The following is a 16,320-nucleotide window of genomic DNA, read 5'->3' as shown; positions in this document are numbered from 1 at the left end:
GGAGCGGCGGCGGTCTGCGGCGCCTGCTGCGCGCGGGGGGCCGCGCGCGGAGCACTGGTCTCGCGCGCCACGGCGGGGTTGGGTGCCGGGGGGCGGGGGCTGCTGCCGGGTGCCGGTGCGGTTTCGCGCGCCGGGGCCGTCGCGGTGTCGCCCGTTCCCGGGGCCGAGGTGGCCGGAGCCGCGTTCGCGCTGTCGTTGGCCTCGGGGCGCGGGGCCTCGGCCGGGTCCGCCTCGGGTGCCGCCTGTTCGGCCTGCGGGGCGGGGGCCTCCGGGGGCGTGCCGGCCGTCTGCGGGCGCGGGGCCTCGGCGGGAGGCGGCGCGGCCTCGGGAGCGGTCTGCCCGGCCTGCAGGGCGGGATCCTGCGGGCGGGGGGCCTCCGCCGGGCTCGCGGCGGTCTCGGGTGCCGCCTGTTCGGCCTCCGGGGCGGGGGCCTCCGGGGGCGTGCCGGCCGTCTGCGGGCGCGGGGCCTCGGCGGGCGCGGGCGCAGCACCGGGTGCCGGCTGTTCGGCAGCCTGCGCGGGGGCCTCGGGCGTGTTAACGGCCGAGCCGATGGCGTCGGGCAGCGAGCCCGGGGCCACCTGCGGCAAGGGGGTTACGTTCACCTCGCCGTCAGGGGCGGGCACGGGGGCCTGCTGCGCCTGGGCGGCGGCAGCGAAGGCGATCATCGCGGCGCAGGCCGCGGTGAGGCGCAGCCTCAACGGCTGCCCTTTCCGGCGTGGCGGCCGAAATCCGGCGCGTCGGTGTCCTGCCCGGCCTGCACGATGCCGCGCCGGATGGCCCGCGTCCGGGTGAAATAGGCGTGAAGCATGTCTCCGTCCCCTGTCCGAATCGCGCGCTGGAGGGCGAAGAGTTCTTCTGTGAACCGCCCGAGAATTTCCAGTGTCGCGTCCTTGTTGGTCAGGAACACATCGCGCCACATCGTTGGGTCCGACGCGGCAATGCGAGTGAAATCCCGAAACCCGGCGGCAGAATACTGGATGACTTCGCTGTTTGTCACGCGTCTCAGATCATCCGCAACGCCGACCATGGTGTAGGCGATCAGATGGGGCGCATGGGAGGTGACGGCAAGCACGAGGTCGTGATGCGCGGCCTCCATCTCGTCCACCCGCGCGCCGAGCGCCTCCCAGAAACCGCGCAGGCGGGCGGTCTCGGCCGGGTCGGTCTCCGGCGTGGGGGTTAGCAGGCACCAGCGGTTGTCGAAGAGCTCGGCAAAGCCCGCGTCGGGGCCGGAATGCTCCGTGCCGGCAATGGGATGCGCGGGGATGAAGGTGACGCCTTCGGGCAGGTGCGGAGCCACCGCCTCCAGCACCGAGGCCTTCACCGAGCCCACGTCCGAGACCATGGCGCCGGGGGCGAGGGCGGGAGCGATCTCGCGCGCCACCGCCTCCATCGCGCCCATCGGCACGCAGAGGATCACGAGGTCGGCGCCCTCCGCGGCGGCGGCGGCGCTGTCGCGCACCTCGCAGAGGCCGATCTCGGCCGCCCGGGCGCGCGTGGCCGCGGAGCGGGCGTAGCCGGTGATGCGGACATCGTCGCCGGTGCGGCGCAGGGCGTGCGAGATCGACGAGGCGATCAGCCCCAGTCCGATGAGCGCGACATGGCGGAAGGGCTGCGCGCTCATGCGCCCCGCCCCGCCATGAAGGCCGCGACCCCCTCGGCCACCAGCCGGCAGGCCTCCTCGTCACCCACCGTGATGCGCAGGCAGGCGGGCAGGCCGTAGCCCGCCACCCGGCGCACGATGAGCCCGCGCTTGCGCAGCGCCTCGTCGCAGGCAAGCGCGGTCTCCGGGCTGTCGAAGCGCGCGAGGATGAAGTTGCCGTGCGCGGGGTCGGAGGGCACGCCGTGGCGGCCGAGCTCCTTGGCCAGCCAGTCGCGCCAGACCTCGTTCTGCACCGCGCAATGGGTGGTGTACTCGACATCGCGCATCGCGGCCTCGGCGGCGGCGAGGCCCGGGAGCGAGACGTTGAACGGCCCGCGCACCCTTGCCAGCGTGTCGATCACATGCGCCGGGCCATAGCCCCAGCCCACGCGCAGGGCGGCGAGGCCGTGGATCTTGGAGAAGGTGCGGGTCATCACCACGTTGTCGCGGCCCTCGACCAGCGACAGGCCGGAATCGTAGCCCGGCTCGCGCACGTATTCGGCATAGGCGCCGTCGATCACCAGCAGCGCCTGCGGCGGCAGGCCGGCGGCGAGGCGGGCGATCTCGCCGCGCCCCGCCAGCGTGCCGGTGGGGTTGTTCGGGTCGGCGAGGAACACGAGCTTCGTGCGGCTGTTGCAGGCGGCGAGGATGGCGTCCACGTCGGTCACCCGCGCGCGCTCGGGCACTTCCACCGGGGTGGCGCCGTTGGAGAGGGCGCAGAGCCGGTACATGGCGAAGCCGTGCTCGGTGTGGATCACCTCGTCGCCCGGGCCGGCATAGGCCTGGCAGAGCAGGGCGATGATCTCGTCGGAGCCCGCGCCGCAGATCACCCGCTCGGCGTCGAGCCCCTGCACCTCGGCGATGGCCCGGCGCAGGCCGGCATGGCCGCCGTCGGGGTAGAGCGCGAGGGAGGCGGCCGCGTCGCGGAAGGCCTCGATGGCGCGCGGGCTGGGCCCGTGCGGGTTCTCGTTCGAGGACAGCTTGATGACCCGGTTCACGCCCTTGAGGCTGCTCTCGCCGCCCACGTAGGGCGCGATCTCGAGAATGCCCGGCTGGGGGCGGATGCTCTGGTGTTCGGTGCTCATGTCTCAACCCGGCGCTGTGTTGCGGGCACCGTCTTAGGGGGTTCGCAGGGTTTTGGCCAGAGAAGCCGGGCGCCTCAGCTGCGCCTCTTGCGCACGGATTCGCGCCAGAAGGTGTAGAGCCCGGCGCCCACGATCACCGCCGCGCCGAGCACGGTCCAGCCGTCGACATGCTCGCCGAAGAAGAAGATGCCGATGGAGGAGGCGAAGACCAGCTGCAGGTAGGCGAAGGGCTGCACCGTGGCGGCCTCGGCGCTTTCCAGCGCCTTGATGAGCAGGTAGTGCCCGCCGGCGCCGGTGATGCACAGGATGCCCATCAGCACCCAGTCTGAGGCGGAGAAGCCGGTCCAGTAGAACGGGCCGATGATGCAGGCCGTGATGCCGCCGGCGATGCCGATCCAGAAGAACGAGGTGGTGGCGGGGTCCTGCCGCGAGGCGAGGCGGGTCATCAGCCCGTAGGCCGCGAACATGCCGGCGGCGCCGAGCGCCACCAGCGCGTTGGGGTCGAGCACGGTGAGGCCGGGGCGCAGGATCACGAGGATGCCGAGGAACCCCACCCCCACGGCCGACCAGCGCCGCCAGCCCACCTTCTCGCCCAGCACCGGGCCGGAGAAGGCCACCACCAGCAGCGGGTAGCAGGCGAAGATCGCATGCGTGGCCGCGAGGCCCAGCAGGGTGAAGGCCCAGACGGTGACGAGGATTTCCAGCACCAGCAGCACCCCGCGCGCGGCCTGCAGGAAGGGCTGCTTCGTGTGGATGGCGGCGCGCAGGCCGCCGGGGCTGCGCGCCGAGATCACGATGACGAACACCATGAAGGCCCAGTAGCGCACCATGATGACGAACATCGGGTTCGCCGCCTCGGCGAGGTGCTTCGAGAGCCCGTCCTGCGCGGAAAAGACAAGGGTGGCGAGCACCATGTAGAGGATGCCGCGAAGGGTGTTCTGTTCTGCCATGGGTCCGGGCCTGATGAGGGTGCCCCTACGGAGGCCCGAAATCCCGCGCGCCGTCAACGGCAAAGGTTGCGGACGCCGCGCCTGGAAGGTTCCATGAAGCCCCCGGCCTGCCGATGGCCGGTCCGAAGGGGAATTTCATGGTGCTGACTCTGAATACCATTTTGCGTGGCGCGGGCGTGAACCCGTCGGCGGCCAGACTAGTCCGTCACAGGGACAAGACGGCCGTGCGGGGGCGCGAGCCCTACGATCTCTGGCGCGACGCGCCGGAGGCGTTTGTCGAATACCAGTCCGTGCAGGCGAACCGGCGCAAGAGCCTGCACGGGGCGCTCTGGGTTGTCTTCGTGGTGACACCGCAGGAGGACACGCTTTTCGCGGGCCTGTGGGCGGGCGTTTTCACGGGGATGAACAGCGTTCCCTACCGTCAGGTGCACAGGGATGTGTACGATGCGACCGGCACAGTCGAAATGTATGATCTGACCGTGGATGATCGGCTGGACGATCTGCGGGGCCGGTTGGTGATCGACTGGGGCGCAGGCACGCGATCATGGATCCAGTACGCGGATCGCCGGGAGAAGCCGGTGCTGGAGCTGCGACGGCGTTTTCGCGAACCGGATTTCCCCGGGTTTCTCAGCTTTCAGGAGCCGCTGTCCCGCATCCCCGTTCTGCCGCCGCCGTGGCGCGCGGTGCTGCAGATGGCGCGTGGCGTCTACCTGCTCACCTGCCCGCGTACGCGCGAGCAGTATGTCGGCTCGGCGACCGGAGGCGACGGTTTCCTGGGGCGCTGGCAGAACTACGCAGCAAACGCGCATGGCGGCAATGTGGGGCTGAAGAGCCGCGAGCCTGCCGACTACATGGTATCGATCCTCGAAGTGGCGGGCACATCTGCCTCGCACGACGAGATTCTCGCCCGGGAAACCATGTGGAAGCTGAAGCTGCGCAGCCGGGAGATGGGGCTGAACAAGAACTGATCGCCTGCCCCCGCGCAAGGAAAAACCCCGGCCGCGGGGGCCGGGGTTTCCTGTCTCTCGGGGCCGGAGGCCGGGGTGGGCGGATTACTCCGCCGCTTCCTCGGTGATCTCCTTGCCGGTCTCCTGGTCGACCATCTTCATGGCGAGGCGCACCTTGCCGCGGTCGTCGAAGCCGAGCAGCTTCACCTTCACCTCCTGGCCTTCCTTCAGCAGGTCGGACGGGTGGTTGATCCGCTTCGGCGCGATCTGGGAGACGTGCACGAGGCCGTCCCGCTTGCCGAAGAAGTTCACGAAGGCGCCGAAGTCCATCAGCTTCACCACCTTGCCGGTGTAGATGCGGCCCACTTCCGGCTCGGCGACGATGGAGTTGATCAGCTCCTTGGCCTTCTCGATGGCCGCGCCATCGGGCGAGGCGATCTTGATCAGGCCGTCGTCGTTGATGTCGACCTTGGCGCCGGACTCTTCCACGATCGAGCGGATGACCTTGCCGCCGGAGCCGATCACTTCACGGATCTTGTCGGCGTTGATGGTCATGGTCTCGATGCGCGGCGCGTGCACGGAGAACTCGGTGCGGCCGGAGGTGAGGGCCTTGGACATCTCGGTGAGGATGTGCATGCGGCCGTCCTTCGCCTGGGCGAGAGCCTGCTCCATGATCGCCGGGGTGATGCCGGCCACCTTGATGTCCATCTGCAGCGAGGTGATGCCGCTCTCGGTGCCGGCCACCTTGAAGTCCATGTCGCCGAGGTGGTCCTCGTCGCCCAGGATGTCGGTGAGCACGGCGAAGCGCTCGCCCTCGAGGATCAGGCCCATGGCCACGCCGGCAACCGGCGCCTTGAGCGGCACGCCGGCATCCATCATCGAGAGGGACGAGCCGCAGACGGTCGCCATCGAGGAGGAGCCGTTCGACTCGGTGATCTCGGACACCACGCGGATGGTGTACGGGAAGTCGGTCGCGGCGGGCAGGACAGCCTGCAGCGCGCGCCAGGCGAGCTTGCCGTGGCCGATCTCGCGGCGGCCGGGGGAGCCCATGCGGCCCGCTTCACCCACCGAGTAGGGGGGGAAGTTGTAGTGCAGCATGAAGCGCTCGCGCCACTCGCCTTCGAGCGCGTCGATGATCTGCTCGCTATCGCCGGTGCCCAGCGTGGTGACCACGAGGCCCTGGGTCTCGCCGCGGGTGAACAGCGACGAGCCGTGGGTGCGGGGCAGGCAGCCCACCTCGGAGACGATCGGGCGCACGGTCACGAGATCGCGGCCGTCGATGCGCTTGCCGGTGTCGAGCACCGAGTTGCGCACGATGTCGGACTCGATTTCCTTGAAGGCGGAGCCGGCGAAGTTGCCCTCGAGCTCCTCCTCGGTCAGGCCGGCCTTCATCTTCTCCTTCGCCGCGGAGACCTTGTTCTGGCGCTCCAGCTTGTCGACGGTGGTGAAGGCGTCACGCAGGTCGGCCTCGACGATGCCGCGGATCTTGGCGGTCAGGGCGTCGTTGGTCTCCGGCTGGAAGTCGAACGGCTCCTTCGCGGCGGACTCGGCGAGATCGATGATCATGTCGATCACCGGCTGCATCGCCTTGTGGCCGAAGTTGACCGCGCCCAGCATCTCCTCCTCGGAGAGCTCGTAGGCCTCGGACTCGACCATCATCACCGCGTCGGCGGTGCCGGCGACGACGAGGTTGAGCTTCTGGTCCGGCTTCTCGTTGAGCTTGGCCATGTCCTCGACATGCGGGTTCAGCACGTACTCGCCGTCGACGAAGCCGACGCGCGCCGCGCCGATCGGGCCCATGAAGGGCACGCCGGAGATGGTCAGCGCCGCGGAGGTCGCGATCATGCCGAGGATGTCAGGGTCGTTGACCAGGTCATGGCTGAGCACGGTCACGATCACCTGGGTCTCGTGCTTGAAGCCGGGCACGAAGAGCGGGCGGATCGGGCGGTCGATGAGGCGGGAGGTCAGCACCTCCTTCTCGGTCGGCCGGGCCTCGCGCTTGAAGAAGCCGCCGGGGATCTTGCCCGCGGCGTAATACTTTTCCTGGTAGTGCACGGAGAGCGGGAAGAAGTCGAAGCCGACCTTGGGCTTCTTCTCGTACACGACGGTGGCGAGAACGGAGGTCTCGCCGAGGGTCGCGACGACCGAGCCGTCGGCCTGGCGGGCCATCTTGCCCGTCTCAAGCGTCAGCGTCTCGCCGCCCCATTCCATCGTCTTCTTGGTAATGTTGAACATCCGATTTCCTTTTCGTCGGGGCGCGACCCCCCTGGGCCGGCCCAAAGCGCCCCCATGCGGGGCGGGCTCTGCTTTGCTTTCCGCGCAGTCCGGCCGGAGCCTTGGGCCGGGTGCACCATTCGGTCAGTCGGTCTGTCTTCCGGTTTCCCGGTCCGGGGGCTGTGCCGCGCCGATGTCCGGCGGGGCGGGGGCCCCGGGCCCCGGTCATGGAAAAACGAAAACGCGCCCCGCAGGGCGCGCGTCCGTCACCGCGTCAGCGGCGGATGCCGAGGCGCTGGATGAGCGACTTGTAGCGCTCCTCGTCCTTCGCCTTGACGTAGTCGAGCAGCTTGCGCCGCTGGGAGACCATCTTCAGAAGGCCACGGCGGGAGTGGTTGTCCTTCTTGTGGGTCTTGAAGTGCTCGGTGAGCGTGGTGATGCGGCTGGTCAGGATCGCAACCTGGACTTCCGGCGAACCGGTGTCGCCTTCCTTGGTGGCGTATTCCTTGATCAGGTTCTCTTTCACGTCGGGCGTGATCGACATCGGGGATCTCCTCAAATCAGAGTTGATAAGCACGGCTGCTGCCGGGATGTCGTCCAGCAGAGTCGTATGCATCATGGCACCGGTGGGAAGACCCGCCAGCGCTCCCGGGTCCATACAGCGTTTCGCGCCTGATTGGAAGCTCTATTGCGGCGGGGCCGGAAGCGCCCCCGGGGCCCGCAGGCACGGGGCCTGCGCCCCGGCCGGCGCGGCGCCCGGTCCGTATTCCGGGCCCGGTTGCGGCCGCCGGGCGGGGGCCGCGAAGGCGGGGCTGACGCAGCGTCAGCCCCGCGCCCGGGGCGGCCTCAGCCGCGTTTTCCGTTCCGGCGCGGCGGCAGGATCTGCTGGGCGGCACCGGCGCCGAGCAGGTAGGCAGAGGTGATGAGCAGCCCCAGCGTGCAGAGCATCGGCGGGGCGAAATCCTCCGCCGCGGCCCAGCCGGCGAAGCCGGTCCACAGCACGATGGCCGGCAGGCTGATGGCGCGCCAGCGGTCGGTGCGCACCGGGTGCACGAACTTGATCGGGAAGAACTGCGCCAGTGCGAGGATCACCGAGAGGGCGATCACGGTCCACCAGGCCGGCTCCACGGCGAAGAACACCAGCACCACCATGTTCCAGCAGCCCGGGAAGCCGGAGAAGCTGTTGTCGGAGGTCTTCATCCGCGTGTCGGCGAAATAGACCACCGAGGAGAAGCTGATGAGGATGGCGGTGAACCAGCCGGCCCAGCCGGGCAGCAGCCCGCTCTCCACCAGCGCGAAGGCGGGGATGAAGACATAGGTGAGGTAGTCGATGATCAGGTCCATCAGCACCCCGTCCCATTGCGGGGCGTTGGCCTTCACCTGGTAGTGCCGGGCCAGTGGGCCGTCGATGCCGTCGACCGCGAGGGCCACCACCAGCCAGATGTACATCAGGCTCCAGTCCTGCCGCGCGGCGGCGAACATGGCGAGCAGCGCGAAGACCGCGCCGGTGGCGGTCAGCAGGTGCACCGAAAAGGCTTGGAGACGTCGGGTCATGCGGCGCGGGTCGCGGATCTGAGTTTCATGCGGCGCACATTAAACTGTCATCCTCGGCGAACGAAAGCCGATTCGCTGCGACGCCCGGCCGCTCACCCGCCGCCCTTCGGATGGGCCGCGGCATAGATCTCCATCAGCCGCGCCTGGTCGACCGAGGTGTAGACCTGCGTCGTGGAGAGCGAGGCATGGCCGAGCAGGCTCTGGATGGCGCGCAGGTCACCACCCGCCTCCAGCAGCGCGGTGGCGAAACTGTGGCGCAGGGCGTGCGGCGTGGCGGTGGCGGGCAGGCCGAGCTGGGTGCGGCAGACCTCCATGAGCTTCTGCACCGTGCGCGGGTTCAGCCGGCCGCCGCGCGCGCCGAGGAACAGCGGCCCATCCGGCCCGGGCTGGTGCGGGCACAGGCGCAGGTACTCCGACACGGCGGCGCGGGCCACCGGCAGCACCGGCACCAGCCGCTCCTTGCCGCCCTTGCCGGCGATGCGCAGCACGTCGGGCAGCACGCCGTCGCCGCGCGGCAGGCCGAGCGCCTCGGAAATGCGCAGGCCGGAGCCGTAGAGCAGGGTGAGCACCGCGCGGTCGCGCGCCGCCACCCAGGCTTCGGGGTGTTGCAGCTCGGCGCGGTCGAGCAGGGCGCTCGCGGCGTCCTTCGGGATCGGGCGCGGCAGGCGCTGGCGCAGGCGCGGCCCGCGCATCGCATGCACCGCCGGGGCCTCCACCGCCCGGTGCTCGGCCAGCCAGCGGAAGAAGCCCTTCACCGCCGAGAGGCCGCGCGCCAGCGACCGGGCGGAGAGGCCGCGCTCGCGCTCCCGCGCCATCCAGGCGCGCATGTCGGAATGGGTGACGGTGCCGAGGGCGGAGAGCCCGGCCGGCCCGCCGCGATGCAGGTTGAGAAAGCCGAGGAAGCCCGCCACGTCGCGCCGGTAGGCCTCGATGGTGTGCGGGCGGCTGCCGCGCAGCACCCGCTGGTGGGAGAGCCAGTCCTCGAGCAGGGCCGAGGCGCCCTCGGAGGCCTCGGTCATTCCGCCCAGCGGCGCATCTTGCGCTCGAAGACCGCGCCGAAGAAGGTGAGCAGGTCCACCCCCTGGTCGGGGCTGAAGCGTCGCGGGTCATGCGCGCCGAGGATGAGCAGGCCGGGCAGGCGGCCCGGCCCGAAATCGAGCCGCAGCAGCGCCTCGGACTGCACTTCACCCTCGCGGTCGCCGAACAGGCGGGCGTCGGCGGCATGGCTCTGGCGCAGCAGCACGGCGCGGTGGGTGCCGCCCGCGCCGGGAATCCCGAAGCGCGCGGCCACGGCCCCGGGCGCCAGCGCCACCACCACCGGGGCAAGCGGCCCCGCCGGGCCCAGCGGCAGGCCCTCGTCGCGCGCGGCCGTCTCCAGCCCCACGCGCACGAAATCCACCGCCAGGATGTTGGGCAGGTCCTCGGCCACGGTGGCGAGGAAGGCGGCGTAATCCTCCTCGTGCTCGAGCAGGGCGAGCACCGCCCGGTGGATCTGGTTGGTGCCCGCGAGATTCTCGTAGGCCGCCGAGATCACCGAGCGGTGCGTGTCCTCCAGCCGGCCGAGCCGGGTCTCGAGCCGCTCCACCAGCACGCCCCTGAGGTCGACGACGTTGCGCCCCGCCCGGCCGTCTCCGGCCGAGATGAGCGCCTTCATCACGTCGACGTCTTCGAGAAGCGCCTGGGGATCCTTGAGGATCTGGGCCTTGAACTCAGCGGAATCCTCGAGGGGATCGGGCATGTGGGCAGCTCGCGAATCACTTAAGAGTTACCGCCAAGTGTTACTGTCAGATGATTTTCTGTCCAGTTTTCGCCCAATCGGCCACGAAGGAGTCGAGCCCCTTGTCCGTCAGCACGTGATCGGCGAGCTTGCGCAGCACCGAGGGCGGCATCGTGGCCACGTCGGCACCGATCTTGGCGCATTCGGAGATGTGGTTGGCCGAGCGGATGGAGGCCGCGAGGATCTCGGTGGAGAAGTGGTAATTGTCGTAGATCTGCCGGATGTCGGCGATCAGGTCGAGACCCTCGAGGTTGATATCGTCGAGACGACCGATAAAAGGCGAGATGAAGGTGGCCCCGGCCTTGGCTGCCAGCAGCGCCTGGTTGGCGGAGAAGCACAGCGTGACATTGACCATCCTGCCCTCGTCGGACAGCGTCTTGCAGGCCTTCAGCCCGTCCCAGGTGAGCGGCACCTTGACGGCGATGTTCTCGGCGATCTCGGCCAGCTTGCGGCCCTCGGCGATCATCTCGTCGGCCTTGAGCGCGGTGACCTCGGCGCTGACCGGGCCGGAGACGATGTTGCAGATCTCCTTGGTGACCTCGAGGAAGTTGCGCCCCGATTTCATGATCAGCGAGGGGTTTGTGGTGACGCCGTCGACCATGCCGGTCTCGGCCAGGGCGGCGATCTCGTCGATTTCAGCCGTGTCCACGAAGAATTTCATGCCATGCGCTCCGATGTCTGAGGGCCGGGACGGGCCGGGCTGCCCGTGCCGCTCGCCCGGCCCGGTATATAGCGCGCATCCGGGACACGTGAAACCCGCGGGGTGGAGACAGAATGGACGCGGCTGAATTTTCCGAAGGCACGCTGGTCGGGGTGCTCACCACCGAGCCGCTGGACCGGCTGCTGGACTACAAGGCGCCCGAGGGCGGGGTGAGCACCGGCGATTTCGTGCGCGTGCCGCTGGGCCCGCGCCAGGTGATCGGCGTGGTCTGGGGCCCGGGCGAGGGCGGGTTCGAGGGCCGCATCCGCTCCGTGACCGACCGGCTCGACCTGCCGCCGATGCTGCCGGCGATGCGCGCCTTCCTCGAGCGCGCGGCGGAGTACACCATCACCCCGCTGCCGGCGATGCTGCGCCTCGCCACCCGCGCGCCCGGCCTCGCCGAGCCGCCCGGCGCGCGGCGGGTCTACCGCGCCGGCCCGGGTGAGCCCGCGCGGATGACCGCGGCGCGCGCCCGGGTGCTGGAGGTGGTGCGCGCCCATGGCGGCCTCGGCTTCTCGCTGGCCGATCTCTCGGCCGAGGCGGGGGTGTCCACCTCGGTCATCAAGGGGCTGGAGGCGCAGGGCGCGCTCATCGCGGGCGATGCCCCGCGCGACGCGCCCTACCCGCTGATGGACCCGCGCCACCCCGGCCGCGCGCTCTCGCCCCTGCAGGCGGAGGCGGCGGGCAAGCTGCGCGCCGGGGTCGCCTCGGGGCGCTACGGGACCACGCTGCTCAAGGGCGTCACCGGCTCGGGCAAGACGGAGGTCTATCTCGAGGCGGTGGCCGAGTGCCTCGCCGCCGGGCGGCAGGCGCTGGTGCTGCTGCCCGAGATCGCGCTCACGGTGGATTTCCTCGAGCGGGTGGAGGCGCGCTTCGGCGCCCGGCCGGCGGAATGGCACTCCGGCGCCTCGATGGCCGAGCGCCGGCGCTGCTGGCGCGCGGTGGCCGAGGGCGAGGCGCGGCTGGTGATCGGCGCGCGCTCGGCGCTGTTCCTGCCGTTCCGCGACCTCGGCCTCGTGATCGTCGACGAGGAGCATGACGGTTCCTACAAGCAGGAGGACGGCGCGCTCTACAACGCCCGCGACATGGCGGTGCTGCGCGCCTCGCTCACCGCGGCACAGGTGGTGCTGGCCTCGGCCACGCCTTCGCTCGAGAGCTGGGCAAACGCGGAGGCCGGGAAATACGCCCGCATCGACCTGCCGGAGCGCTTCGGCACCGCGGTGCTGCCCGAGATGCGCGCCATCGACATGCGCGGCCAGGAGATGGCGACCAACACCTGGATCTCGCCGGTGCTGGCCGCGGCCATGGCGCAGCGGCTGGAGGCGAAGGAACAGTCGCTCCTGTTCCTCAACCGCCGGGGCTTCGCGCCGCTCACGCTGTGCCGGGCCTGCGGCCACCAGATCGGCTGCACGGAATGCGACGCGCGCATGGTCGAGCACCGGTTCCGCCGCATCCTGATGTGCCACCAGTGCGGGGCGACCGCGCCGATCCCCACCGCCTGCCCGAGCTGCGGGGTGGAGGGCAAGCTCGCCGCCATCGGCCCGGGCGTGGAACGCATGGCCGAGGAGGTGGCCGGGCGCTTTCCGGAGGCGCGGGTGGCCATCCTCTCCTCCGACCTCGCCACCACGGCGCGGGAGCTGAAGGAGCGCATCGACGAGATCGCCTCCGGCGCGGCGGATATCGTGATCGGCACGCAGCTGGTGGCCAAGGGGCACAACTTTCCGCTGCTCACCCTGGTGGGGGTGATCGACGCCGACCTCGGCCTGCAAGGGGGCGATCTGCGCGCGGCGGAGAAGACCTTCCAGCTGGTGCGCCAGGTGGCCGGGCGCGCGGGCCGCGCCGAGCGGCCCGGCCTGGGGCTGGTGCAGACCCACCAGCCCGACCACCCGGTGATCCGCGCCATCCTCTCGGGCGACGAGGAGGCCTTCTGGCGCAGCGAGGCGCAGAGCCGCGCCGCCGCCGGGGCGCCGCCCTACGGGCGCATGGCCGGGGTGGTCGTCTCGGGGCCCGACGAGGCGCGCACCTTCGAGACCGCCCGGGCGCTGGGCCGGGCGGCGGGGCTGCTGGAGCGGGCGGGGATATCGCTCTTCGGGCCGGCGCTGGCACCTGTGGCGCGCATCCGCGGCCGCACCCGGGTGCGGCTGCTGCTGAAGGCGCCGAAAGGCGCGCCGCTGCAGGCCGCCGCCCGGGCCTGGCGCGACTCGGTGCGCCCGGCGAACGGCGTGCGGGTGAGCATCGATGTCGACCCGATGAGCTTTTTCTGAGCAGCCCGCGCCGCACTGCACCATAGCGGGCAGGTGGCGCCACGAGAGCATTGCCAGACCCGCCGTCCCCGGCGCAGGATCGGGACTGCGCGGGGCTCATGCGCCCCGTGCCGAAGATCCACCGCAAGAGGGGGCAACGGGGAAGGGCATGCATCTGGCACAATTCAACATCGCGCTGGCGAAATACCCGCTCGACGATCCGCGCATGGCGGATTTCGTGAACAATGTCGGGCGGATGAAGGCGCTCGCGGCGCGCAGCCCGGGGTTTCTCTGGCAGTTCAAGGAGGACGGGGCGGACGAGGTGATCCTCGGCGATCCGCTGATGACCTGGACCCTGTCGCTGTGGGAAGGGCCCGAGGCGCTGGCGCATTTCGCCTTCCGCACCGCGCACCGGCAGTTCTTCCGCCGCCGGGCCGAGTGGTTTCCGGTGCTCGACCACAATTGGCTGGTGCTGTGGTACATCCCCGAGGGCGAGAAACCCACCCTGGCCGAGGCGCTGGCGCGCAAGGCGCGGATGGACGCGGAGGGCCCGGGCGAGCATGCCTTCGGCTGGGAGCGTTTCGCCGAGATCCGCGAGCTGCGGGCCTACGCGGACGGCTGATCGCGGGGGGCGGGAACGCCCGCCTCGCCGAGGGGGCCTCGCGGCCCCCGCAGCTCGGCGGGCGTGGTCGCGGCCTGCGGCCGCTCGGCCCGGCGCGGCGGGAGCCTGCGCGGGGAGGCTGCGAAATTTCCCGGGTGCGGGAAGAATCGACAAGAGGCGGCGCGAAATGCAATAGAGAGGGCACGGCGGAACCGGGCGGGGAGGCGGTGTCAGCGATATGCAGGATTTCGGCGCGGCCTTCGCGGAGGCGTTCCGGCTGATCGTGACGGCAGAGCCGGCGCTGGTGGAGATCGTGCTGCTGTCGCTGCAGGTGTCGCTCTCGGCGGTGGCGGCGGCCTGCCTCGTGGGCTTTCCGCTGGGGGCCTTCCTCGCCGTGGCGCGCTTTCCCGGGCGCGGGGCGCTGGTGGTGCTGGTGACGGCGCTGATGGGCCTGCCGCCGGTGGTGGTGGGGCTGGTGCTCTACATGCTCTTCTCCGCCGCCGGGCCGCTGGGGGTGCTGGGGCTGCTCTACTCCCCCGCGGCGATGATCGTGGCGCAGGCGGTGCTGGTGACGCCGATCGTCGCCGCGATGACCCGGCAGGTGATCGAGGATCTCAACACCGAGTACGACGAGCTGCTGCGCATGATGGGCGCCGGGCGGGCGCGCAGCGTGGCCACCCTGCTGTGGGACGCCCGGCATTCGCTGCTCACCGCGCTGCTGGCGGGCCTCGGCCGCGCGCTGGCCGAGGTGGGGGCGGTGATGATCGTGGGTGGCAACATCAACCATGTCACCCGGGTGATGACCACGGCCATCGCGCTCGAGACCTCCAAGGGCGAGCTGGCGCTGGCGCTGGGCTTGGGCATCCTGCTGGTGGCGATGTCGGTGGGGCTGAACGCCGCCGTGATGGGCCTGCGCGGGAGGATGGCGCATGTCTGAGCGGCGTTTCGCGGCGCACGGCCCCTCGACCGTGGATGCGGCGCCGGCCGCCCGGCTTGCCGGCGTTCGGGTGCTGCGCGGCGGGCAGGCGCTGCTCGACGGGCTCGACCTCGCGGTGCCCGGGCGCGGCGTGCTGGCGCTGATGGGGCCGAACGGCGCGGGCAAGAGCCTCACGCTGCGGCTGCTCGCGGGGCTGGTGCGGCCCGATGCCGGCCGGGCGGACTGGGGCGGTGCCGCCACCCCGCCGCGGCCGCAGGTGGCGCTCGTCTTCCAGCGCCCGGTGATGCTGCGGCGCTCGGTGCGCGGCACGCTCGCGCATGCGCTCGCCACCTACGGCGTGCCTCGGGCGGCGCGGGCGGAGCGCATCGCCGGCCTGCTGCGGCTGGGCCGGCTGGAGGCGCTGGCCGAGCGCCCGGCGCGGCGGCTCTCGGGCGGCGAGCAGCAGCGCCTCGCGCTGGTGCGGGCGCTGGGGGCGGAGCCGCGGCTCCTGCTGCTCGACGAGCCCACCGCCAGCCTCGACCCCGAGGCGACCGCGGCCATCGAGGCGCTGATCCGCGGCGCCACGGAGGCCGGCACCGCGGTGGTGCTGGTGACGCATGACCCCGGCCAGGCGCGCCGGCTGGCCGACCGCGTGGCCTTCCTGCACCGTGGCCGGCTGGCGGGCGAGCAGCCGGCGGAGAGCTTCTTCACCGCCCCCGCCGCCCCGGAGGCGCGCGCCTATCTCGACGGCCGGCTGCTGCTGTGAGGCTCACGGCCCGTTGAAGCGGATGGTGCCGAGGCCCGAGATGTCGTAGCCGCCGAAGCTCGCGGCCCGGGCGGCGAAACCGGGGGTGCGGCAGAAGGCGAGCAGGCGCTGGAAGGGCGGCTCGAACCAGGACCTGCGGTCGACCACCAGGTCGAAACGCTCGGTGGCGGTGGGCAGGAAGTCGAGCCGGAACTGCGCGGCAAGGGCGGCGAGCCCGGGCGCCGCCTCGGCCGCGCCGGAGAGCACGGCGGTGGCGGCCTCGGTCTCGGTGCGGGCCAGCTCGGCGGTGAAGCGCGGCGCGGTATCGCCCAGCAGGTGGTCGAGCAGCATGCCGGCGCCGGAACTGGGCTGGCGCCGGGCCACCACGCGGCCGGCGAGATCGGCCGGCGTGCGGATCCCGGCGCCGAGCCCGGGGGCGAGCAGCACCCCCTGCTGGCGCCGGGCCCATTCCATCACCACCACCGGGGCGCGGCCCAGCCGGGCGGCCACGTGGCCGAGGTTCCACTCCCCGGTCTCCGGCTCGAAGACATGGCAGCCGGCCACGCAGGCCTCGTGCGCGGCCATGCGCTCCAGCCCGTCGAGACTGCCGTCGAAGGCGGTGGCGAGGCCGGAGCCGGATTCGCGCAGCGCCCATTCCAGCAGTGGGTCATGGCTGCCGGAGACCACCTCGGGCAGCGGGCCATGCGCCTCGCCCTCCAGCCAGCGTTCCAGTTCGTCGCGCGGGAAGAGCAGCTTGCCGGTCACCCTGCGGCAGGGGATCTCGCCGGCCGCGGCCATGTCGTAGACCTTGCGCTCGCGCACCCGCAGCAGCCCGGCCACCTCGGCGGTGGTGAGATAGCGCGGCGGGTCCTGCATGTCCTGTCTCCTCGCTGGGGCGGGGCGCCAGCTTAGCCGTGCCGGTCGCGGGCGCAAGGGGCGCCCCGGCCGG

General features: G+C 71.4%; 15 protein-coding genes and 1 pseudogene. 5 read left to right on the top strand and 11 right to left on the bottom strand.

The annotated features are described in order from the left end of the window. The 4 genes and pseudogenes from D3P35_RS24415 to D3P35_RS24400 all read right to left on the bottom strand — a co-directional run. Positions 1–698, bottom strand: a pseudogene (locus D3P35_RS24415) (hypothetical protein); the annotation flags it as partial. Further along, positions 695–1,621 carry a prephenate/arogenate dehydrogenase family protein gene (locus D3P35_RS24410; protein ID WP_118138548.1) on the bottom strand — a complete coding sequence of 309 codons (927 nt, stop codon included), beginning with the start codon at positions 1,619–1,621 and terminating at the stop codon, positions 695–697. The gene D3P35_RS24410 and the pseudogene D3P35_RS24415, both read right to left, overlap by 4 nt. After that, the gene (hisC, locus tag D3P35_RS24405; RefSeq protein WP_118138547.1) at positions 1,618–2,724 is read right to left on the bottom strand and encodes a histidinol-phosphate transaminase; all 1,107 of its coding nucleotides are present in this window, start codon (positions 2,722–2,724) and stop codon (positions 1,618–1,620) included. Before hisC ends, D3P35_RS24410 begins: the two co-directional genes overlap by 4 nt. A gap of 74 nt (positions 2,725–2,798) precedes the next feature. After that, entirely contained in the window at positions 2,799–3,674 is an 876-nt protein-coding gene (locus D3P35_RS24400; protein WP_118138546.1) for a DMT family transporter, read from the bottom strand. Positions 3,675–3,811: 137 nt separating this feature from the next. Between D3P35_RS24400 and D3P35_RS24395 the strand changes: the two genes are divergently transcribed. Then, positions 3,812–4,642 carry a GIY-YIG nuclease family protein gene (locus tag D3P35_RS24395; RefSeq protein WP_118138545.1) on the top strand — a complete coding sequence of 277 codons (831 nt, stop codon included), beginning with the start codon at positions 3,812–3,814 and terminating at the stop codon, positions 4,640–4,642. Positions 4,643–4,726: 84 nt separating this feature from the next. Here the strand turns inward: D3P35_RS24395 and pnp are convergent, their stop codons facing one another. The 6 genes from pnp to fsa all read right to left on the bottom strand — a co-directional run bounded on the left by pnp (position 4,727) and on the right by fsa (position 10,827). Further along, positions 4,727–6,856 (bottom strand): polyribonucleotide nucleotidyltransferase, encoded by a 2,130-nt coding sequence (gene pnp / locus D3P35_RS24390; RefSeq protein ID WP_118138544.1) that lies wholly within the window; start codon positions 6,854–6,856, stop codon positions 4,727–4,729. A 253-nt stretch (positions 6,857–7,109) separates the two neighbouring features. Further along, positions 7,110–7,379, bottom strand: a complete 270-nt coding sequence (gene rpsO, locus D3P35_RS24385; RefSeq protein WP_118138543.1) for a 30S ribosomal protein S15 — start codon at positions 7,377–7,379, stop codon at positions 7,110–7,112. A 302-nt stretch (positions 7,380–7,681) separates the two neighbouring features. Then, positions 7,682–8,389, bottom strand: a complete 708-nt coding sequence (locus tag D3P35_RS24380; protein ID WP_118138542.1) for a phosphatidylcholine/phosphatidylserine synthase — start codon at positions 8,387–8,389, stop codon at positions 7,682–7,684. A gap of 92 nt (positions 8,390–8,481) precedes the next feature. Next, entirely contained in the window at positions 8,482–9,408 is a 927-nt protein-coding gene (locus D3P35_RS24375; RefSeq protein WP_118138541.1) for a tyrosine recombinase XerC, read from the bottom strand. Beyond that, the gene (locus D3P35_RS24370) at positions 9,405–10,127 is read right to left on the bottom strand and encodes a DUF484 family protein (RefSeq protein WP_118138540.1); all 723 of its coding nucleotides are present in this window, start codon (positions 10,125–10,127) and stop codon (positions 9,405–9,407) included. The genes D3P35_RS24375 and D3P35_RS24370 overlap by 4 nt, the downstream gene beginning before the upstream one ends. 46 nt (positions 10,128–10,173) lie before the next feature. Beyond that, a complete protein-coding gene (gene fsa / locus D3P35_RS24365) occupies positions 10,174–10,827 on the bottom strand; it encodes a fructose-6-phosphate aldolase (protein WP_118138539.1) in 654 nt (217 codons plus the stop codon). Positions 10,828–10,940: 113 nt separating this feature from the next. On the opposite strand from fsa, the gene D3P35_RS24360 reads away from it, so the two are divergent. The 4 genes from D3P35_RS24360 (at position 10,941) to D3P35_RS24345 (ending at position 15,392) form a co-directional block, all read left to right on the top strand. After that, the gene (locus D3P35_RS24360; RefSeq protein WP_118138538.1) at positions 10,941–13,130 is read left to right on the top strand and encodes a primosomal protein N'; all 2,190 of its coding nucleotides are present in this window, start codon (positions 10,941–10,943) and stop codon (positions 13,128–13,130) included. A 148-nt stretch (positions 13,131–13,278) separates the two neighbouring features. Then, positions 13,279–13,731 (top strand): DUF3291 domain-containing protein, encoded by a 453-nt coding sequence (locus D3P35_RS24355; RefSeq protein ID WP_118138537.1) that lies wholly within the window; start codon positions 13,279–13,281, stop codon positions 13,729–13,731. A 217-nt stretch (positions 13,732–13,948) separates the two neighbouring features. Next, positions 13,949–14,647, top strand: coding sequence for an ABC transporter permease (locus D3P35_RS24350; protein WP_118138536.1), 699 nt, complete (start codon positions 13,949–13,951; stop codon positions 14,645–14,647). After that, positions 14,640–15,392, top strand: coding sequence for an ATP-binding cassette domain-containing protein (locus D3P35_RS24345; RefSeq protein WP_118138535.1), 753 nt, complete (start codon positions 14,640–14,642; stop codon positions 15,390–15,392). Before D3P35_RS24350 ends, D3P35_RS24345 begins: the two co-directional genes overlap by 8 nt. A 3-nt stretch (positions 15,393–15,395) precedes the next feature. Here the strand turns inward: D3P35_RS24345 and D3P35_RS24340 are convergent, their stop codons facing one another. Next, on the bottom strand, positions 15,396–16,247 hold the full coding sequence (locus D3P35_RS24340; RefSeq protein WP_118138534.1) for a helix-turn-helix transcriptional regulator: 852 nt from the start codon (positions 16,245–16,247) through the stop codon (positions 15,396–15,398). Positions 16,248–16,320 lie beyond the last annotated feature (73 nt).

Source organism: Oceanicella sp. SM1341, assembly GCF_003448965.1.
GTDB lineage: Bacteria > Pseudomonadota > Alphaproteobacteria > Rhodobacterales > Rhodobacteraceae > Paroceanicella.
This window is presented reverse-complemented; position numbering and strand designations above follow the sequence as displayed.

Bases quoted from the DNA above. Each gene is read 5' to 3' on its own strand.
- D3P35_RS24410 (WP_118138548.1), bottom strand. From the start codon at position 1,621: ATGAGCGCGCAGCCCTTCCGCCATGTCGCGCTCATCGGACTGGGGCTG.
- hisC (WP_118138547.1), bottom strand. From the start codon at position 2,724: ATGAGCACCGAACACCAGAGCATCCGCCCCCAGCCGGGCATTCTCGAG.
- D3P35_RS24400 (WP_118138546.1), bottom strand. From the start codon at position 3,674: ATGGCAGAACAGAACACCCTTCGCGGCATCCTCTACATGGTGCTCGCC.
- D3P35_RS24395 (WP_118138545.1), top strand. From the start codon at position 3,812: ATGGTGCTGACTCTGAATACCATTTTGCGTGGCGCGGGCGTGAACCCG.
- pnp (WP_118138544.1), bottom strand. From the start codon at position 6,856: ATGTTCAACATTACCAAGAAGACGATGGAATGGGGCGGCGAGACGCTG.
- rpsO (WP_118138543.1), bottom strand. From the start codon at position 7,379: ATGTCGATCACGCCCGACGTGAAAGAGAACCTGATCAAGGAATACGCC.
- D3P35_RS24380 (WP_118138542.1), bottom strand. From the start codon at position 8,389: ATGACCCGACGTCTCCAAGCCTTTTCGGTGCACCTGCTGACCGCCACC.
- D3P35_RS24375 (WP_118138541.1), bottom strand. From the start codon at position 9,408: ATGACCGAGGCCTCCGAGGGCGCCTCGGCCCTGCTCGAGGACTGGCTC.
- D3P35_RS24370 (WP_118138540.1), bottom strand. From the start codon at position 10,127: ATGCCCGATCCCCTCGAGGATTCCGCTGAGTTCAAGGCCCAGATCCTC.
- fsa (WP_118138539.1), bottom strand. From the start codon at position 10,827: ATGAAATTCTTCGTGGACACGGCTGAAATCGACGAGATCGCCGCCCTG.
- D3P35_RS24360 (WP_118138538.1), top strand. From the start codon at position 10,941: ATGGACGCGGCTGAATTTTCCGAAGGCACGCTGGTCGGGGTGCTCACC.
- D3P35_RS24355 (WP_118138537.1), top strand. From the start codon at position 13,279: ATGCATCTGGCACAATTCAACATCGCGCTGGCGAAATACCCGCTCGAC.
- D3P35_RS24350 (WP_118138536.1), top strand. From the start codon at position 13,949: ATGCAGGATTTCGGCGCGGCCTTCGCGGAGGCGTTCCGGCTGATCGTG.
- D3P35_RS24345 (WP_118138535.1), top strand. From the start codon at position 14,640: ATGTCTGAGCGGCGTTTCGCGGCGCACGGCCCCTCGACCGTGGATGCG.
- D3P35_RS24340 (WP_118138534.1), bottom strand. From the start codon at position 16,247: ATGCAGGACCCGCCGCGCTATCTCACCACCGCCGAGGTGGCCGGGCTG.